15 protein-coding genes are annotated in these 20,145 nt (G+C 46.7%); 6 read left to right on the top strand and 9 right to left on the bottom strand.

The window, feature by feature from the left end; translation table 11 throughout:
- The first annotated feature begins 38 nt into the window (after positions 1-38).
- The 3 genes from ACYVJM_RS01035 (at position 39) to ACYVJM_RS01025 (ending at position 1,860) form a co-directional block, all read left to right on the top strand.
- Positions 39-641, top strand: a complete 603-nt coding sequence (locus ACYVJM_RS01035) for a DUF1572 family protein (RefSeq protein ID WP_461146348.1) — start codon at positions 39-41, stop codon at positions 639-641.
- Positions 638-1,018 (top strand): nuclear transport factor 2 family protein, encoded by a 381-nt coding sequence (locus tag ACYVJM_RS01030; RefSeq protein ID WP_461146347.1) that lies wholly within the window; start codon positions 638-640, stop codon positions 1,016-1,018. Before ACYVJM_RS01035 ends, ACYVJM_RS01030 begins: the two co-directional genes overlap by 4 nt.
- 311 nt (positions 1,019-1,329) lie before the next feature.
- The gene (locus ACYVJM_RS01025; RefSeq protein WP_461146346.1) at positions 1,330-1,860 is read left to right on the top strand and encodes a hypothetical protein; all 531 of its coding nucleotides are present in this window, start codon (positions 1,330-1,332) and stop codon (positions 1,858-1,860) included.
- A gap of 270 nt (positions 1,861-2,130) precedes the next feature.
- On the opposite strand, the gene ACYVJM_RS01020 is transcribed toward ACYVJM_RS01025, so the two are convergent.
- The 3 genes from ACYVJM_RS01020 to ACYVJM_RS01010 form a co-directional block, all read right to left on the bottom strand.
- Positions 2,131-2,778 carry a hypothetical protein gene (locus tag ACYVJM_RS01020; RefSeq protein ID WP_461146345.1) on the bottom strand — a complete coding sequence of 216 codons (648 nt, stop codon included), beginning with the start codon at positions 2,776-2,778 and terminating at the stop codon, positions 2,131-2,133.
- A gap of 829 nt (positions 2,779-3,607) precedes the next feature.
- Complete coding sequence (locus ACYVJM_RS01015; protein WP_461146344.1) at positions 3,608-4,045, bottom strand: hypothetical protein; 438 nt, start codon at positions 4,043-4,045, stop codon at positions 3,608-3,610.
- Positions 4,046-4,217: 172 nt separating this feature from the next.
- Positions 4,218-4,850 carry a class I SAM-dependent methyltransferase gene (locus ACYVJM_RS01010; RefSeq protein WP_461146343.1) on the bottom strand — a complete coding sequence of 211 codons (633 nt, stop codon included), beginning with the start codon at positions 4,848-4,850 and terminating at the stop codon, positions 4,218-4,220.
- A 331-nt stretch (positions 4,851-5,181) separates the two neighbouring features.
- On the opposite strand from ACYVJM_RS01010, the gene ACYVJM_RS01005 reads away from it, so the two are divergent.
- A complete protein-coding gene (locus tag ACYVJM_RS01005) occupies positions 5,182-5,682 on the top strand; it encodes an energy transducer TonB (RefSeq protein WP_461146342.1) in 501 nt (166 codons plus the stop codon).
- A gap of 182 nt (positions 5,683-5,864) precedes the next feature.
- On the opposite strand, the gene ACYVJM_RS01000 is transcribed toward ACYVJM_RS01005, so the two are convergent.
- The 4 genes from ACYVJM_RS01000 to ACYVJM_RS00985 form a co-directional block, all read right to left on the bottom strand.
- Positions 5,865-7,241, bottom strand: coding sequence for an FAD-binding oxidoreductase (locus tag ACYVJM_RS01000; RefSeq protein WP_461146341.1), 1,377 nt, complete (start codon positions 7,239-7,241; stop codon positions 5,865-5,867).
- A 57-nt stretch (positions 7,242-7,298) separates the two neighbouring features.
- Complete coding sequence (locus tag ACYVJM_RS00995; RefSeq protein ID WP_461146340.1) at positions 7,299-7,742, bottom strand: nuclear transport factor 2 family protein; 444 nt, start codon at positions 7,740-7,742, stop codon at positions 7,299-7,301.
- A gap of 85 nt (positions 7,743-7,827) precedes the next feature.
- Positions 7,828-9,699, bottom strand: a complete 1,872-nt coding sequence (locus tag ACYVJM_RS00990; RefSeq protein WP_461146339.1) for a sensor histidine kinase — start codon at positions 9,697-9,699, stop codon at positions 7,828-7,830.
- Positions 9,700-9,825: 126 nt separating this feature from the next.
- Positions 9,826-10,461 (bottom strand): response regulator, encoded by a 636-nt coding sequence (locus tag ACYVJM_RS00985; RefSeq protein WP_461146338.1) that lies wholly within the window; start codon positions 10,459-10,461, stop codon positions 9,826-9,828.
- A gap of 225 nt (positions 10,462-10,686) precedes the next feature.
- Between ACYVJM_RS00985 and ACYVJM_RS00980 the strand changes: the two genes are divergently transcribed.
- Positions 10,687-13,101 (top strand): ABC transporter permease, encoded by a 2,415-nt coding sequence (locus ACYVJM_RS00980; RefSeq protein WP_461146337.1) that lies wholly within the window; start codon positions 10,687-10,689, stop codon positions 13,099-13,101.
- A gap of 257 nt (positions 13,102-13,358) precedes the next feature.
- Here the strand turns inward: ACYVJM_RS00980 and ACYVJM_RS00975 are convergent, their stop codons facing one another.
- Complete coding sequence (locus tag ACYVJM_RS00975; protein ID WP_461147719.1) at positions 13,359-14,570, bottom strand: pyridoxal phosphate-dependent aminotransferase; 1,212 nt, start codon at positions 14,568-14,570, stop codon at positions 13,359-13,361.
- Positions 14,571-14,692: 122 nt separating this feature from the next.
- The gene (locus tag ACYVJM_RS00970; RefSeq protein WP_461146336.1) at positions 14,693-16,231 is read right to left on the bottom strand and encodes a TolB family protein; all 1,539 of its coding nucleotides are present in this window, start codon (positions 16,229-16,231) and stop codon (positions 14,693-14,695) included.
- Positions 16,232-16,925: 694 nt separating this feature from the next.
- Here ACYVJM_RS00970 and ACYVJM_RS00965 point away from each other — a divergent pair.
- Positions 16,926-20,120, top strand: a complete 3,195-nt coding sequence (locus ACYVJM_RS00965; RefSeq protein ID WP_461146335.1) for a SusC/RagA family TonB-linked outer membrane protein — start codon at positions 16,926-16,928, stop codon at positions 20,118-20,120.
- Positions 20,121-20,145: the final 25 nt, after the last annotated feature.

Below are 20,145 nucleotides of genomic sequence, written 5' to 3'. Positions count from 1 at the left end.
GAAATAGCGTTTTTTATCAGCAAAAACTACTTTATCCCATGCAGGACAATTATTTACCCAGTGTGATCAGTCAATTTGAGTATTACAAATGGTTAGGCGAAAAAACACTGGCTCAACTTCCCGACGAAGCGCTTTTCTGGCAGTACAACGAAGAAAGTAACAGCATCGCAATGCTGGTAAAGCACCTTTGGGGCAATATGCTGAGTCGCTGGACGGATTTCCTCACGACGGACGGTGAGAAAGATTGGCGCGACCGGGAAGGTGAGTTTACTAATGACATTCAGTCGCGGGATGAATTATTTCAGAAATGGAACGAAGGCTGGCATGTTCTTTTAGGGACACTCAAATCGCTTCGAGAAGACGATTTAACCCGGACAATTTACATCAGAAACCAGGGTCATACGGTTACCGAGGCCATTAACCGTCAATTAGCTCATTACCCATACCACATCGGCCAGCTAGTTTTTCTGGGCAAAATGCTGGCCGAAAACTGGGCATCGCTTTCGATTCCAAGGGGAAAATCCAGCGAGTACAACGCCGAGAAATTCGCCCAGCCTAAACATAAAGAACATTTTACCGATGCGTACTTGAAACCTGCCCAATCGGCAGTCGACGAATCAGAAACAAACCAAACGTTATGAACCAGGAACAAGCCCATAAATTTGCTGATCAATGGATTAGTGCATTTAATAGCCATGATCTTCACACTATTCTGGAGCATTATGCTGATGAGCTGGCCTTTTATTCGCCTTTTATTCCTCTCTTGAAGTTTAATGAGTCCGGTTGTATTACCAGCAAAGACGACCTGGAACGCTATTTTCAGCTTGGCTTAGGGACTTATCCCAATCTCCATTTCATCCTGCACAACGTTTTTGTAGGTGTCGACACGCTGGCTATCTACTACACGTCCGTAAATGATCGACTGGCTTGCGAAGTCTTTCGGCTGAATGAGCAGCACAAAGCGGTAACCGTATTTTGTCACTATGCTATGGCAGAACCCCTCCCCAAAAAAGCATAGCCCGATTAAACTGCTTCATCGAAAACTCCGCTTATGATGAAAGCAGATCCAGAATAATGAGTTTCGGGACTGCTACGCATGCACCAGCGAGGTCAAAATCTCCCCGCTAGTAGCGGTTAAGCAAGCTGGAGTTGTTAAAGTAATCCAGGTTATTGACGAATTATGGGTTGTCCTATCATTCTGTAGGACAACCCTTGTTTTTATCTTACAGAATATTTTACTTAACAAGTAAGCGATTCTGGAACAGAATTGGCTTTGAACCCACCACTCAGATTACGGGAATAGATCATTCACATTTCACTTCCTTATTTATGAAACTACTTTATTCAATACTAGTCATCTTTCTGTTGACCGGACCGTTAGCTAAGGCTCAGGTCACGGGGTATGCGCTTGACGAAGATCCCGTTTTTACAGCTACCATTGCTGCACATCTTCATTATCCTGTAACAGCCATCAGGGGAAGTGTTTATGGTAGATTTTATGTAAAATTCGCCATCGACTCGATAGGCAGCCTCCAAAATATAGCTGTTTTGTACCCACAGATAAGTCCTAAGATTGCAAAAAGCCTTGGCTTCGAGTATGAATTAATCAACAGTTTGAAGCAAATCCCCCGGTTAACTTCTCGTTACAAAGGGAGTTATATATTGCCGGTCGCCTTCGTATATATAAATTACAGTGAGGACAGTAAGCCACGAGTACCCACGAATACCTTACCCGAAAAGTATATCGACAACAGCCTTATTTTAAACGAAGTGCGAGTCGTAGGCAGTAGTGATATGTATAGAAGTGTAAGGCCACTGAGTGGAAAAGCACCTGAAAGCAGGCAAATAGTTTTGTATTAGAAACCTAAGTTATGGCACTTGCTCAAAGTGCCATCAAACATACTGGTGCTTATACAACGCCAATATGTTTGAAAGCAGCGAATCTATTAGTGGCCTTACACTTAGCGATGATCTTTGTTTATCAACCATTTCCAACCCTTGTACAAAGCAGAAATTACTTACCTAGCTGCCGAATTCATAACTCTGTTGACCTTTGCAAAAACCATCGTGATTAGCCTGATTAGTTTATCCAGTCAGTGACGCAGAAAACTGATATAACAGCACAAGCTTCTACAAAGCCGACTGCTTTAGGGTTACAGCTAAATTATTGTATTGTAAAAAACCTTGCCATTTTCCTTTTAAAGTGTACCGTTGACCGGTTGTTTTATTCTCTAATAGGCATTCAAAAGAACTGAGAAGATAATAGGCTTCAATCTGACGGATGATATCAATTTTTGATTTCGGAGGAATAATAATAGTTGATGTAGCGCCCCGATTAGGCGCGTACGGCTTTTGTTGTTGAACAGAACTTAAAGGATAAGTTTCGATGGATTGAATAAGCGAGCTACCACCGTACCACTCCTGAGGAACATGCACCTCCAATTTATTCAAGTCAAGCTCTTTTGGCAGTTGGATTGCAGGATCTATAGTGAACCGAGACGTTTTAACCAGTTCACTAAGATCTTCTGTTACCTGTTGAGTTATCGAAGTGCTCCCCGGATTTTGTAGACTCGTTCCCTTCAGCTGTAGAATTGTGGTGTCAGCTCGATCACCCGTATCAAAAAAATACCGAATGTCTTTAAGTTGGTAATTAGTTGGCAGAATGGCATGCGGCTCCGCAGATTCAGGCTTGGAGCAAGAACTGACGATGAGCGTAGTAATCGTTAAAATGAACGTCGCGCAAAGAAATTTGCGTTTTCCAATAAGTTGAGTATTCATGTTTATTCGTCGAGTTTAATGCATTCATTTTTGTGGTACAGATGGAAGTATTACTCCGTTACAGTCACTTCATCAGTTTTCTAATTATCTACTTTATGTGTCCGTACCACGATCAATATAAATCATAAGTTAGGTTGCATTTTAATGCGAAACTTGCCCTTAATTCTCTTGTCATCCCGCATCCACCTATCAAAAGAGCCTTCTATCCAGATTAAAGGATAGAGTAATTGAGCATTCGTCAGGTTATTGTAATAGACCCTGCTAATTGTAAACGATCGAGTCTTATTTTCTTGCTCAATTAAGGTTGAGTTACCCAATCCATTACCATCATCTGCCCATTTTATGGTTTTGATCACAGCCCCTCTGCTCCCGGTTAAATGATAGCATGAATCCTGATATAAGAAGTCGTACGATCCTGATTTTAACAGATTAGTGGAGTTGCTTTGGTTGAATAACCACTCCTGCCGGGTAAAGCAAAGCATGATAGTCCACTGGGTATTAGTAAGTGAATCCAAAAGACTCTCACCCAAGCCGGCTACTGCTATTCCCATTTGAGAAGTCACTGTATCACTTGAAAAGTTAGCAAACGTAGCACCGAGTGATTTAACACCATTCTGATTCTCAATGAAGTCGAAACGTTTCCTATCCTATTCAACCGAAATAAACCACACTCCCTCTGCTGGTTCTACGAATTCAGCTTCGATTGGGTTAATCGATTCATGACAACCAACCAGCAGGAGAGCCATAAACAGAAGTACGTTTCTCGTCGAATTCAATTAATTATTTGCACGTAAATAGGGTAAATACTGTGGTTTAATACACCTAAGTACTACTCTTTTACAGTCACTTGAACAATTTTAAAATTGTCTATTTTTTGCACTACGCCCTGTTTTGTCTGCGACTCGACATCCTCAAACTGAATCAGGAATCGGTCCCCTGCTTTAGCCTGCTTAAATAGACGGGCTATTGATTCCTGCCCCGGCCAATTCATATAGCTAACACGTCTTGTGTCTCGTATTAAATTGAACGTAGCCTTATTGATCACTACAGTGGGGTTTAGCTGCGGATACTGTTGCTGGCTGGCTTGAGTTAGCCGGCCCCTCAACTGGAGCACTTTGGTATGGACCGGAATGCCCTGGCCGAGATCAAGGGGCTTGCCATCCGCGATCATCGTTACATCATAGTTGGGCTTTTGAGCCACGCAAGACAGTGAAGCTGCCAGACTGAATATCGCAATCTGCGAAAGAGAAAAGAGTGTAAAACGCATGAGATAGGCGGATTAAGTAGAACCTATCCACGAAACGAAAACACAGACTGTTTCTATGCAGCCTGCCAATTGACTAAACTATAAATTTAGTTAACGGTTGAAAAAGGGAATATTCTACATCAACCAGGTGCTATATGTCCCTTTGATGCCATACTATTTGAGAAGGCCTCCCCTATTCTTTGTACACGAAAACGGTGAAATCGTCCGGCCAATAGCCAGTCTGAAGTTGAACCTTTTTTGACAGAGTCCGACAGAAGTGGAGTATGTCATCAGGTTGGTAAGCCCTCAGCAGCGTGTTAAACTCGACCCCTCCACTTAACAGGTTAAATCCTAAGGCAATACGACATTTGGAAAACAAGGCCTCAATAGCGTTGTAGATAAAATCTTCATCACTATAGCCATAATTAAGTGAGCCGCTAACCAACACAAAATCGGTTTCGGGTATGGCTGTATCTAGAAAGTCCCCTTGTAAGAGTATGACATTGTTCTCTTGTTTGTATCGCTTGGCAGCTATTTGAAGCAGTTCCGGTATCTGCTCACAGCCATAATAAGTTATCGAAGAAAACCTTTTCTTTAAAAATGGGAAAAAATCTGCATGCCCACATCCGGCATCCAGCACGGAGTGTCCGCTAAGATCCCCTATCTGACTTAACTTGTCGAAGCGAATCGTTTGCCCTTCTATTTTCTGCCACCCTAGTGCCCGGGTTGTACCGGCACCATGCCGTTCGATCAATGTTTGATGAAAGCGGAATATACTAGTCGTACCGAACAACTTCTCAGGCCCTTTATTCATATTGGATTCCATTTTATTCTACAGATGTATCGCCAAATACGGCTTTCTGATGCCGGGCGCTTGAAGGGTATGGTCCAGCAAGGGGTAGCGTACGTTTACTAGTGTGGTAAGCGGGTAAGCGTTAACTGATCAGACGCCCTTTGCGGCCCCCTTCCCTTAATTAGTCGACAACCTGAACAGAATGACCGAAGGCTAAAAACCCTGACGACCCCATGTAAGAAACAACGTATTTATGTATCAATCCTGTTACATAATTCGACTCAGGTTACGACTAAGTCCATATGATGCGATAGGCTTCGAATTTAACGTAATAACTTTCTTTTCACCTTAACAAACCACGCACATGGTACCACAACAAAGAAACTGGCTAGTCAACAAGTACGGGCTGGTACTCGTGATCAGCTCACTCCTGTCAGGACTACCCATAGCCTGTAGCCAGCGTAGTCAAACCACACAATCAGGTCAATCAACGAATCAGTCCGTAAACCAGGCGGCCAATCAGCCGGTTTTTGAGGAGGAGGAGATTTTTACTGTTTGCGAAATCCCTCCCAGTTTCCCGGGGGGAAGCGCCGAGCTTGGCAATTACTTACGGCAGAATTTACGCTATCCGGAGGCCGCCAGTAAAGCGAAGGTTGACGGCAAAGTGTTCGTCTCGTTTATCGTGACCAATCGGGGTCTTATTAAAGACGTTAACGTGTTGAAAGGCCTTGGCTACGGTATCAATGAGGAAGCCGTTCGGCTGGTTCAGACCATGCCCGACTGGAAACCTGGCCGGCAATCCGGACGATTCGTCAATGTGAAGTATAACCTGGTTATTCCTTTTGATTTGGCTAGCCAAAAATAGCGATGACCGCCTGACAATTAACCGAGTAGGCTACTATTTATCATTCATTAGTACTCAACGGAATACCTATTTTATACAATAAACACCAGCCCGGCCAGCGATGACTATCTCGTTGACCGGGCTGGTAAAAATCAAAAGCAGCAATTAAATTAGTTGCGTTGCAGAATCACCAATAAGGTCGCTTAAGCAGGAGTAATATTATTATTCAGCCGAAAAAAATTGTCAGGGTCGTATTTGGTCTTCAAGGCGATAAGTCGTTCGTAATTTGGCCCATAAGCCGCCTTAACCCGCGTGGCTTCATCTTCGCCCCCCAAATGGTTAACATAAACGCCCTTGGTGTAGGACTCTACCTGACTCCAGAACGTCCGAACCCAATCTGTGTGCATCTGGTTTTCCGCCGGATCTGTCCATTGCCCGACGATATCAAAATCCCATTGGTCCTCCCGTAATCCAAAAGCTGTTCTGGCGGGGTCAATGCGGGCAGCAACGCCTTTGATATGAAGAAACAGAATAAACGAAAAGGGTGACGTTTGTTTAGCTGCCTGATCAATTACGACATTGATGAACCCGTCTTCAATGTCCGGCAAATTCCCCGACTTCCAGTAACGATGCATACCGTGCGGTGTGGCAGCATCAAAAATGGTTTGATTTTGTAAATAGGGCACCTCGCTAATTAAATCGGCCAGTGGAGTGCCAAAATTCCGTAAAGGCCTGAGGTACTGCTCGCCTTCGGCAAGCGGCCCAAACCACCCGGCCAGCAGCGCGACCACAGGCAGCCCATCGGGGGTGTTCATCAACACGGCAAAGACCATCAATTCATCGGGGGTGCTACGGGCAAAGGTGCGATAGAAACGGAGTACCGCTTTGGCCTGATCCATTGGATATAGGACCATACCAGCCAATATCATTGGCCCAACGGGATGGAGCTGGTAGGTAAACTTAGTTACGATTCCAAAGTTACCACCCCCACCCCGAACAGCCCAGAACAGGTCTTCGTTTTCGGTTTCGCTGGCCGTCAACAATTCCCCATTAGCCGTTACAATGTCAACCGAGAGCAGGTTATCGCAGGCGAGTCCGTGTTTGCCCATCAGCCAGCCCAAACCACCGCCCAGTGTCAGACCCGCAATACCCGTGTGCGACACGGTACCACCTGTGGTGGCCAGTCCAAATTGTTGAGTAGCCTGATCCAGTTCACTCCAGAGAACACCCGCTTCGGCAAGGGCGGTTCGATTATCGGCATTGACGTCAATACCTTTCATGAGCGAAAGGTCGATCATAAGGCCATCAGCGCACACGGCGTTTCCAGCTACGTTATGCCCACCCCCGCGCACCGACACCAGCAGATTGTGTCGCCTGGCGAATTTGACTGCGCTGCTCACATCGGCACTGCTCATACAGCGGGCTATCAGGGCAGGGTGACGGTTAATCATACCATTCCACACAGCACGGGCCTGATCGTAGCCGTCATCATCCGGACTAAGCAGCACGCCACTAAAGGTTGCCGAAAGGCTGTCAACCGCTTCAGGGGTCATCCATTCGGGAGGTAGATTCTGTATCATTGCGGTAAAAGGTTAGTGGAATAGAGGGCGTTAATTGATCCTAGTTCCAATTATCTGTTAGAGTGCAGGCGTAGAAACGACACTTACTAACTTCCAGGTGCCGCTTACTTTTTCTAAGTAGCGGGCATCATGTGTCTGGCGCTTTTTAGTACCCGTCTGTATATCGGTTATGTATGAAACCCAGGCCGAAGTTCCGTTGACGTGAAGGAGGTAGTCGTGGGTTTTGTACACATTATTATCGGCAGGCAGTCGACTGATCACGGCTTTCACGGATTTACTGATCGCGTCGTACCCCCGAACATATCCCATTCCTTTTTCGGTGTAGTAGTGAGATGCGTAGGGCACATTAGCCCAATACGACATGGTTTTGTTCGCATTTCGCTGATGAAAGGCGGTTGTTTCTGCCGCAATCACGTTTTTAATAGCAGTCTCGTCGGCAGATTGAGCGAATCCGACCGCGCTAAAAAACAATTGGGCCAGTATGAAGAGGGTGGTTTTCATGATAAACAGGTTAGAGGTTCGTGCGCTATGGCACCCAAAGCTACTGCCTGTCAGCAGGTTACGCCATCCCCAATTTGGGTAGTTTTTAGAGAGGAATCTGAATATCCACGGTTGTTCCCCTCCCGGGTTTTGAGCAAACGACCACCTTAAAGCGACCCTCAGCGCCACGTTTGTGAAAGTTTTTCAACCCGTTCCCATCCCCATTCGGCATTGAACTATACCCGATACCATTATCCATGACTTGAATGTGCAGCTCGTCCGAACTCCGGGAAATAGATACACCTACGTGGGTAGCCTGAGCGTGCTTAACGATATTGTGGAGGGCTTCCTTATAGACAAAATAAATATGCCGCCGTTGCTCCATGGAGAACACCGGCAAGGCATTCGGAAGCAGCTTCGCTTCGAACGCAACATCGACATCCTGATGAGCCAGTAGCTGAAAGGCCACGGCCCGCATCCGTTCGAGGAGCTTCTCGGGGGCATCGTTGTCGGAGTTCAAGGCCCAGATCGTGTCCCGTATGGTATGAATAGTCTCTTCCGAGTCGGCTTTTATCTGGGCCAGAATGGGGGTAATGTCAGGTTGCTGGCCGTTGACTTTTTTTTGTACCAGTTTAGTGGAGATGGCGATAGCGGTGAGCGTAGCGCCAACTTCATCATGAAGATCACGGGCAATCTCGTCGCGTATTTGAAGAAGTTTGTTTTTCTGATTGAGGTTTTCCTGAAGCTGGTCGATGAATAGTTGCTGGGTCTGGGCTTGCTGTCGGCGGTGTTCATTGGCCCGATCACCCAGTATATAACCCAGAATAATAATTTCAATAAGGGTGCCCGGTACAAATAGATTATTATAGGGAACGTAGGGCAGCCACTCCATACTGTACAGAGCAAACATGCTTATAATCATGGATACCAGACTGGTCAGGAATGCAATTGCATACAGAAATATATTTCGGGATTTTTTCAGGCTTACGTAGATCAGGCTAATCAACAATAGAAACAAGACTATCTGAATGAAGCCACCCCAATCAATGCCAAGCCAGTAGAAAAGAGAGTAAAGCAACGAAAAATAGGTGCCGGTAACCGTAGTTACAATCATGGAAATAGGCCAGTCGATCCAATACAGGGCATTTATGCAAATGATTGCCCTGTAAAGTACTTTAGAGTAATGGCGCAGATTCAAAAACTGAATATGGAAAAGTGACCAGCATGATAAATAAATAAAAGCGGCCGGGATGTATTGTCGCCAAAATGAATAGTCTAAGTACCCACTCAAGAAGCCATAAAAGTCGATATAGAACACAATAAAACTGCCCATCAACAGCGTGTACCAACCTAGTAACGGGTCCCGAAGTCGAATAAAAAAGACCAGTGCAAACAGAAACACAATTAAGAATGCCCCCAGTGCCAGATTCTGCCAGCGACTTGTTTGCTGTTTGTAAACAAATGCCTGACTTAAATCGCCGATATGCAGATAATCACCACAGGAATCGACAGTTAGTAGTTTCATATAGATCCTTCCAGGGTCCAGACCTAATGAAATGACGGGTGGATTAACGGCGATCTGTTGCCTGAACAATGACAAATCGTATCCACCCTGAATGTGAATTTGTTTTTGATTGGTATCCCGAATGAACACATCCAGTTGCTTGTATCGGCGGTAAGAAGAAATCAGGAATAGATTCCTGTTCGTTCGGTTGTTAATATCAAACCGTAGCCACACGGTGCCCTGTCGGTAACCGAGCTGAACAACTTCTTTCCGCTTCATTGCCTGAAATGAGTCCAGTGGAAAATTGGAAACCTGCTCGTAGGTTAACGTGTGTGAGAGATCTTCCAGAAAATACACACAGGGCGCAACCGGATTTGCTTTTCGGGCATCGGTAATCGTCAGGACTGACTGCCCCAGAACTGGCACAACGAGAAACAGCAACAGGCAGCCCGCAAGGATACGTATGATTGACACGATGGTTGTGGATAATCCTACATAAATATGCTGTAATTCAATAGATTAACCAACTTTCAGGCACCTAAATGGACTGATCATCGTCAATGCTGCTTTCGCTAGCCCTACTTATGGCTGGTATCGCGCTCAGACGAGTTTCTGCTCAATGGCTTTCACTACGGCCTCCGGCGCGGAGTTGACATGAAGTTTTTCGTAGATGTGCTTGATGTGATAATGCACCGTATGGAAACTAATGGAGCAGGCATCGGCAATCATTTTGTAGCTCATGCCCCGTACCATACAAGTGAGCACATCACGCTCACGTTCAGTTAATTCTACGTAGGTAGGCTGATTTTTTACAAACTGATGCTGAAACATCCGTAATGCTTTAGCGGCAATGGTAGGCGACATATGTGCTCCGCCATTATAAACATCCTCAATGGCCTGGAGCACATCGTCCGGATCGGGACTTTTGAGAACGTAGCCCGACGCCCCTCCGCAGAGTGCAGAGAAGATCCGATGTTCATCCTCAAATACGGTATGAATCAGTACTTTGGTTTCAGGATAGGCGGCCATGATGTGCTGCATAGCTTCGATCCCCGATAGCCCCGGCATCTGAATATCCATGAGCACCACATCGGGTCGATGTTTGCGAATTTTGACAACGGCTTCGTTAGCATCCCCATAGGCCCCGGCCAGAAACACCTCATCGATACTGGCGAAGTAGCCCGATAAACTCTTTCGCAGGCTTTTGTTATCCTCAAAAAGTACGATGGTAATCATAATGGGCCAGGGTGATATTCCAAAGCTACGCACTGATTAGCAAAGATTTACTCCCCAATATGGGTAGTTAAGCGTCCATAAGTGAACAGAAAGCTGTCCGATTCTGGACAAATAGTCGGATCGGTATAGAATAATTTATTAGCTGTGAATCACTTACGTTTACGGTATACTTTTTGGAGTTTATCAAACAGGTTTTATCCTGTATTGACCTGAACCTCAACGCGCATGATTCGGAACTACATCAAAATCGCCTGGCGCAGCAGCCAACAGCAACCCCTGCAAACGGGAATGAGTCTGGGCGGACTGGCCCTGGCTATTGCGGCCTTCCTGCTGATCATGCTTTGGGTGCAAAATGAGTGGCGGTTCGACACCTATCATCCAGCCGCCGACCGAATCTATCTGATCACGAATCAATACCAATCGAATAGTAATCAGTCCATCAAGGCAGAAAATAGCCCATATCCGCTGGCAGCTGCCCTGTCCAGCCAACTGCCCCAGGTTGAGCTTGTCGCTCAGATGGCCCGATCATTCCGAAATGAAATCGTTCTACAGGTTGGTCAAAATTACTTTATCCAGGAATATGTCGCCTATGTCGATCAACACTGGTTCGAGATGTTCAGGTATCAGTTGGTAGAAGGAAGCTGGCAGTCCTTTCTGGCCCACCCTTTCAGCCTTATACTGACCCGGTCTAAAGCTCGCCAGCTATTCGGCAATAGCAGCGGCACCGGTCGCCGGGTACGAATCGGCACTACCGACTACATCGTGCGGGCCATTGTTCAGGACAACCCCGTAAATTCCAGTTTTCAGATTGACGTCCTCATTCCATTCTCAGCCAAACTGCAGACCCCTAATCAGCGAGCAGAAGCGAGTACCTGGCTATATCCATCCCACAAAACATTTATTCGACTCGCGCCTTCGGCTAATCCGGCAAAGGTTACCATGGATATAGCCAGGCTCTACGCTACGAACCGAACAAACAACGACCTAACGCCCAGCCTTTTACCTCTAACCTCCCTCCACTTCCAGACCGACATTTCCGTTACGGCCTTCGACCATACCAACCCCACTACCACCCATACGTTTACACTGCTGGCTATTTTACTGTTGCTGGCCGCTGGTGTTAACTACATCAATCTGGCCATTGCAAAAACCACCCTGCGGACCAAAGAACTGGGTGTCCGCAAGATGATTGGTGCCAATCGATACCAACTGTTCAAGCAGCTCATGACGGAGTCAGTCCTGATGAGTGTGTTCGCCATGGCGTTGTCTGTTCTGCTAATCCAACTGAGTCTGCCCGCCTTCAATACGTTCACGGGTAAGGCCTTTACATTCGATTTTACCGCCTGGCCCATTGCTGTCTTACTGCTGGGCACCTGGCTAGTTACCCTGTTTTTGATCAGTATCTACCCTGCCCTATTGCTTTCAGCGATCACTCCTATAGAGTTACTCCGGGGTACAGGATTGTTTCAAATCAGGAACACTACCCTCCGTAAACTACTGATAATAAGTCGATTTAGCATTACTGTTATCATGATAATTGGGGTGATCGTTGTGTATCGTCAGGTAACTTTTCTTCAGCAGCAACATAACGACTACCAACGCAGCCAGCTCCTGACAATCCAGGTACCCGACGAGCATCTTCCCAGTACCAGTTTTGATCAGTTTCAGGCTAACCGGAGGCAATTATTTTCTCGTTTGGCTGATTTAAAGCAACGACTACTGGCTCTTCCCTCCATCAAACATGTGGTGCGTATGAACCAGGAGTCCATTGTCAATGGGGGCTACACAACTGCCGGGGGGGTTGACTGGGACGGTCGTGATTCAGCGTTTCAACCCCCGTACGTTTCCTACGGAGCCGATGTGGATCTGCAGGCCATTATGAAATTCAGGCTGGTACAGGGCCGGTGGTTCAATAAAGAGATTCAAACGGACCAGGCTAACACCATACTCAACGAAACCGCCGTTAAGCAATTCGGAATTAGCCAGCCCGTCGTGGGCAAACGGTTCAATAATGGCGTTATTATTGGGGTGGTGAAAGATTTCTACTACCAAAGGGCGCACGAACCGATTGGCCCTGTCGTTATTCGGGCCAATTTACCCAACGCAGCTGCCTTATTGATAGAAACACAGCCAGGACAGGCCGTTACGGGTCTTAAGCAGGCGCTGGCCTTATTCAAAACAACATTTCCACAATCGCCCCTTGTCTACGCGTTTGCTGATGATGAGTTCGAACAACTCTACCGGCAGGATCAAAAGGCGTTGCAGTTTATGGGACTTTTTTCGGCCCTGTGCATCCTGATTTCCTGCATGGGTCTGTTGGGTCTGTCGGCGTTATCTACCCAGCAGCGGACTAAAGAGATTGGCGTTCGCCGGGTGCTGGGGGCTTCGATGACAAGCCTGGTGGCCTTGCTCAGCCAGGATTTCCTAAGGTTGATCCTGGTATCTATTGGATTAGCCTTTCCTATTGCCTGGTATGCCATGAACTACTGGCTTAAGCACTTTGCGTATAAGATTACCATCGACTGGTGGATATTCGCTCTGGCGGGTGTACTGGCCCTGGCCATTGCGTTATTAACCATCGGCCTTCAAAGCCTAAAAGTTGCCCGAATGAACCCCGTTAAAAGTCTGCGGACCGAGTAATCAAAAAGCCAATTACTGAGGGCATCTATACAAAGCCTTTATAGCATGGTGTGCTGGATAATTTCTATACGGAGAACTTACCATAGGTACGCACACACTACCTGACTGAAACCAGGATGATCATGCCATCCGAAATTATGGTCTTCGAGTTACTAACAGCTTGTCGACTGCCTGACATAGAAATGGTGAGTGAGCAATAAAGCTTCACTCACCATTCACTATGGATTCGTGCTTAATTAATGCAGGTATATTTTGGGTTATTTCCGTCGACTTTCAAGGAAGTACTCGATACGGTCCATGGCTACGGTCAATTCATCGAGTGTTGGCAGACAAACGATTCGAAAATGATCATTTTGGCTGTAGTTAAACCCATTACCAGCCACAACCAGCACCTTCTGCTCAATGAGCAGGTTTAGGACAAAATCGTTATCGTCGATCAGGTCAAACTGAGTTAAGTCTATCTTCGGAAAAATGTACAAAGCTCCTTTGGGCTTTACGCAGGTAATCCCCGGAATAGCCGTCATGCGCTCATAGGCCATCATCATCTGCTTGTGCAGACGCCCTGTTGGCATGACTAAGTCATTAATGCTCTGGTAACCACCCAATGCCGTCTGAATAGCGAACTGTGTGGGTACGTTGGCGCACAGGCGCATACTGGCCAGTAATGTCAGCCCTTCGATGTACGACTTGGCCCGGTGCCTCGCCCCGCTTAAAATCATCCAGCCACCCCGAAAACCGGCCGCCCGGTAGTTTTTCGACAAGCCACCCATGGTGATACACAGCGTTTCGTGTATCATCTTGGAAATCGGGTAATGAATGGCTTCGTCGTAAAGTATTCGGTCGTAAATCTCATCGGAAAAGACAATGAGTTTATGTTTTTCGGCAATCCGGGCAATGCCTTCCAGTACCGATTTTTCGTACACGGCCCCCGTCGGATTGTTTGGATTTATGACAACGATGGCCCGCGTTCGAGGGGTTATTCTGCGCTCCAGATCATCCAGGTCGGGATTCCAGCCGACCGCTTCGTCGCAGTTATAGTGAACGGGTTTACCCCCACAGAAAGCCACAGAGGCCGTCCAGAGCGGGTAATCGGGCGAGGGTACCAGCACTTCGTCTCCTTCATTAAGCAGCGCCTGCATGGAAAGCATGATCAGTTCACTTACACCATTTCCAATGTAGATATCGTTAATGGCAATGCCCGGTAAACCAATGTTCTGGGTATAATGCATGACCGCCTTGCGGGCCGCAAACAGCCCACGCGAATCGGAATAGCCCTGTGCGTTGCGGATATTCAGAATAATATCATGAACAATTTCGTCGGGAGCGTCGAAGCCAAACGTGGCCGGATTGCCAATATTCAGACTGATTATTTTGTAACCCTGACTTTCAAGCTCAAGGGACTTTTCATAAATCGGCCCCCGAATATCGTATTTTAGGTGTGTAAGCCGATCACTTTTAAGTATTTCCATTCCAGGCATTTCCAATTGGAGTAATTCCATCACACAAAAGTACGGAAATGAAGCCGGTTTCGGTAGCGGGTGCTTAACCCTCCCCGACCGGCTCCAATTGCCCGTTCCGCTTCAACTGTCATCTACTTTTCGACTGGGCTAACACTACTTTCGGCGGTGTTGCTGACAAAGGCCACTCGTTTGCTGTCCGGCGACCACGAAGGGGTGTTGATTGTACCCTGACCGCCATAGATATACGCCAGCACTTTAGGTTGCCCGATCCCAGAAATAGGCAGCATTCGCAGATACACATGCTTATAAAATGGATGATCGTCCGGCTTAACTTCCTCTTTTAGAAAGGACAAAAAGATAATCCATTTGCCATCGGGGGAGATGTGAGGAAACCAATCATGGAATTCGCCATTGGTAATCGCTTCCTGTTCACTGCCGTCGGACTTCATGCGATAAATCTGCATGGTACCGGTGCGGCTGGAATTAAAATAGATATACTTTCCATCGGGCGTATATTCAGGACCGTCATCAAGGCCCTTCGCTTCGGTTAATCGTACTTCCGGACCACCGGCCGAGGGTACGCTGTAGATATCGTACTCATTATTGCGGGAGCCGGTGAAGACCAGCGTTTTCCGGTCCGGCGACCAGCCATGCAGGTAAGAAGGTCCTATAGGCGTTATCTGTTTGGGCGCTCCTCCCTTAATGGGCACGGTGAAAATAATAGAGCCTCCCAGTTCTTTTACGCCACTGCTTAGCCCCAGCATTTTACCGTCGAAAGAGAGTACGTGATCATTGTTATTATTCTTTACATCGCCTGTATTGAGCACAGTTGGTTTACCCTTTGCCAGATTAAAGGTATACATCAGTCCATCACTGTTATAGAGCAATGTCTTCCCATCGGGCGTCCAGTTGGGTGCCTGAATTGACTTAGGTACATTGTATATTACCTGCCGATTACCGGTTGTTACATCCAGAATTTCCAGATTACTGGCCAGGTATTCGCGGTAAGGCACCAGGCCGTCGTGAGCAGGAACACTGATCCGCACATCGCGGAAAACACCACGCTCAAGCACATCTTTGTTATGCGATCCCACAAACAAGCCGACGTATACCTCGTCTCCAAGTGGAAGGTCGGCGACCTGTTCCGTTACAAAAGGCTCACCAAATTTAGCCACCCGCATGGTATAGGTATTCCCTTTTCGTTCCAGTTGAATGACATCCGCGCCCGTTAGTTTGGACCGAATTTCTTCTGTATTGGCACCGGCCGTCCGTCTGAATTGCAGGGATGTAAGCCCATCGCCGTGTTCAACCGCGTTGATGTGGGCCGATTTTCCATCGAGGCTTGTCCTTACCATCCAGCCTACTTTCCGATGCGGATCAACGCCCTTCCCAACCAGAGCGGCTCGGGTATACAGGATGAAATCCCCTTTCATGCGTTTCCACATGAAATGAAACTCATCATGGTCAAACCACACATTATAACCTGAGCCAGAGAGCTCATATTCATGCGTTTTCGGGTTATAAGAGGCAGAGCCTGGTTTTAAAACTGCACCAATATCGCCATGACCGTCAAATACGCCCAGACTTTGGTTTTGTGCCATGGCCATCCCGCTGGTTAACAGGAATAGGCCATGTAGATAGAACAGGAAATTGATTTGTAGCTTTTTCATTAGGGAAAAATACCAGTTTATGCTTTGCTCAAATTGAGGTCTATTCCTGAAAGCCACACTTTACAAATTCTACCATTTAAAGTCATATTAAATATTGTTCATTTCTTAAGATAAACTTCAGGCTTAACTCCAGGCCACTAAACATATTACCTACCCACCTAAGAATTATTCCCTAAGTTGACAGTCATCAGCCACCAATGAATTGAAATAAAACGCTATTTACTGGCCTAGTGGAATATTGTTTTATAAATCTGAAGTTTTTGTCACCCACAGTAGCGTCCAATTACGTGTCAAAATGACCCCATAAGAATAATCTAATTTTCAACCGGCCTATTTTTGATACGACCACTCAATTACAGCTATTTACAATTATTAATAAAAAACAATTAGTCTTACATCTTTGACAACAAATATCCATTCTAGTTACCATATGACATGCAAAACACTTATTACCCACTATTTAACAATATTTATTTTGAGTAGTAATACATATTATTAAGCCACACACTTAAGTACATTTCTTAAAATAGTTAAAAATTCACTAGTATACATAATATACCATAAAGAATTAAACAGTCCGAAAAAAGTTAATATTTTCGTCAAATAATTTTATTATGGTAATTTTTTACTGAGAAAGATTTTAATTTTGCTGCAGTGTTAAACCAATCTCACTAAGGATTTATACTTAAATTGTATGAAGAATCACTACTATCTATGTAGGGGATCCATTTTACTATGGATTACCTTACTTTTGATGCACACGGCAGTTTTAGCCCAGGATCGCACGATTACCGGACGTATTACGTCTAAAGGTGACGGCAGCGCGCTTCCCGGCGTAAACGTCTCGATTAAAGGCACATCTCGGGGCGTTGTTAGTGATGCCAACGGTGGATACAGTATTGCTGCACCTGCCAGAACAACCCTTGTTTTTTCATTTATTGGATTTAAAGCACAGGAAGTAGTTGTTGGTAATCAGTCTGTAGTTAATGTCACCCTGTCGGAAGATATTTCCACGCTTAACGAAGTTGTTGTAACAGGTTATAGTGCCCAATCCAAGCGGGACATTACGGGGGCTGTATCGACGGTGAACACCAAAGAATTACTGTCTATTCCGGCAACCGATGTCGCGCAGCAATTGCAGGGTCGGGTAGCCGGCGTAACGGTAACGAATGATGCCACACCGGGCGGTTCAGCAACGGTGCGGATCCGTGGTTTTGGTACCATTGGCAACAACGACCCGCTCTACATCATTGACGGCGTGCCAACCCAGAATCTGGGCACCATCAACCAAAATGACATTGAGACCATTCAGGTGCTGAAAGATGCTTCTGCATCTTCTATTTACGGTTCCAGAGCGGCTAACGGGGTCGTTATCGTAACGACCAAAAAAGGTAAAGCAGGCGTATCACGGATTACGTTCGATGCTTATTACGGTTCGCAGCAATGGGCTAAAAAAGGCGAAGTATTGAATGCTACGGAACTGGGTCAGTATTTGTATCTGGCAGATGTTAACGCAGGCAAAACTCCTTCTCACGGCCAATATACCTATGGTGCAAATGGACAGGTAACTATTCCGGCCTATGTGTTCCCCAGCAAGGGAGCTGAGGGCACGGCCGCCGTCGACCCCAGCAAGTATTCGCTCACGCCAGATAACATCTATGCCATTACCCGCTCGGCCAATACGAACTGGTTTGACGAAGTTTCTCGGGTGGCTCCCATTCAAAACTATCAGCTCGGTGCAACAGGAGGCTCAGAAACCGGACGTTACGCGTTATCGGTAGGTTATTTCAACCAGCAGGGCACGGTTCGGGATATTGGTTACGACCGCTATTCCATTCGAGCTAACACGGAGTTCAATGTTAAAAAACGCATTCGCGTTGGTGAGAACCTGACAGCCGCTTACAGCAGCCGCAAAGGAGGTTTCAATAACAACGAAGAGCAGAATGCCGTATCGGGTTCGTACAAACACCATCCCCTGCTTCCAGTCTACGATATTGCCGGAAACTTTGCCGGTAGCCGCGGGCTCAATCTGGGAAATAACTCCAACCCGGTAGCTACCCTGTTCCGCGAGCGTGACAACCGCTATAACAGTCTTCGCGTGTTTGGTAATGCGTACGCCGAAGTTGACATCATCGAAGGATTGACGGCTCGTACCTCAATGGGCCTCGATGCCAATGGAGACCGCGCCAAGTATCTGGGACGGGCCAATCCGGAATACATCGAGGGTAGCTTCAACAATAGCCTGACCGATCAGAACCGCTATTTTTATCAGTGGGTATGGACCAACACGCTGAACTACTCGAAAACGTTTAAAAATGTCCATAAGGTAGATGCCTTCGTTGGTACGGAAGCCATCCGTCAGTATCAGGAGTTCTTCGGAGCCGCTCGTAGTGGTTACTTTACTGAACAGAAAGATATTCAAAGCTATCTTGATCTGGGCACACAGTCTTCGGCCAGTAACGAAGGGCGCATTGAGCAGGATTACTCCCTGTTCTCAGTCTTCGGTAAAGTGAACTATGCTTACAGCGATAAATACCTGTTCCAGGCCATTATTCGGCAGGATAAATCATCGCGTTTCCTGTCGGCCTCGAACAGTGCTTTGTTCCCGGCTATTTCGGCGGGCTGGCGTATTTCGCAGGAGAATTTCTTCAAGAACAACTTGGCCTTCGTAAGCGACATGAAACTGCGGGCCGGATGGGGTAAAACCGGTAACCAGGCCATTGGTGATTACAATGCTTACACCACCTATCGTTCCAATACATCCACGAATGGTTATCCAATTGATGGAAGTATGTCTACCGCCACCGCGGGTTTCAGCCCACAGCGTTTTGGTAACCCCAATGCAAAATGGGAAGCAACGGCTTCGACCAACTTTGGTTTCGACCTGGCCATGTTATCCAATAAGTTAGATGTAAGCTTCGATGTGTGGAGCCGGAAAACGACCGACATGCTCTTCACTTCACCCTTTACGTTTACTGCGGGCGACGCTGATATTCCGGCGTATAACGTTGGTAGCATGCAAAACCGGGGTGTCGACCTCGCCATTGGCTACAAAGACCGAAAAGGTGACTTCCGTTACGGAGCCAGCATCAACTTTGCCACGTACCGCAACAAAGTTCTGAAACTGGACGAAAGCGATAATACCCGATACTTCGGCTATGGCTCCCGTGTACCGGCCGTAACTCTGACACAGGCTGGTCTCCCTATTTCCTCGTTCTTTGGCTATCAGGTACTCGGCATCTTCCAGACGGCCGAAGAAGCAAAAGCCTGGGCTCCCTATGGTGATTACAACGCCGTGGGTAAATTTAAAATGGCCGATATCAACGGCGACGGTAAAATTGATGATGCTGACCGTACCGTTATCGGTAGCCCCCACCCTGATTTTACCTACGGTATCAACCTGAACCTTGGTTATAAAAACTTCGACCTGACCATTTTCGGAAACGGATCGCAGGGAAACAAAATTTATAACTACACCCGGTATTTCACGGATTTCAATACGTTCCAGGGTAACCGCTCCCGTCGGGCATTGTACGATTCCTGGTCAAAAACGAACCCGGGCGGTACAGTACCCATTCCGGATGCCAATGACCAGATCAGCAGCCGTCCTTCCTCCTACTTCATTGAGGATGGTTCGTATTTCCGGATTAAGAACGTTCAGTTGGGCTACACACTGCCTGCCGGTTTGCTTTCCAAGCTGGGCCTGAGCAGCTGCCAGGTTTACGTACAGAGCCAGAACCTGCTCACATTCACCAAATACCAGGGGCTTAATCCGGAGATTAGCATTTCGAATAACTCCAGCGGTGACAGAAACCGGAACCTTGGTTTCGACGGCGGTTACCTGCCTGCTTCCCGGACACTACTGTTTGGCCTAAGCGTTGGATTCTAAGCTACTCTTCACCTGACAACTTGTA

Source organism: Spirosoma pulveris, from assembly GCF_054781875.1.
The sequence above is the reverse complement of the archived record's forward strand: the minus strand, read 5'-3'. Positions and strand labels throughout refer to the sequence as shown.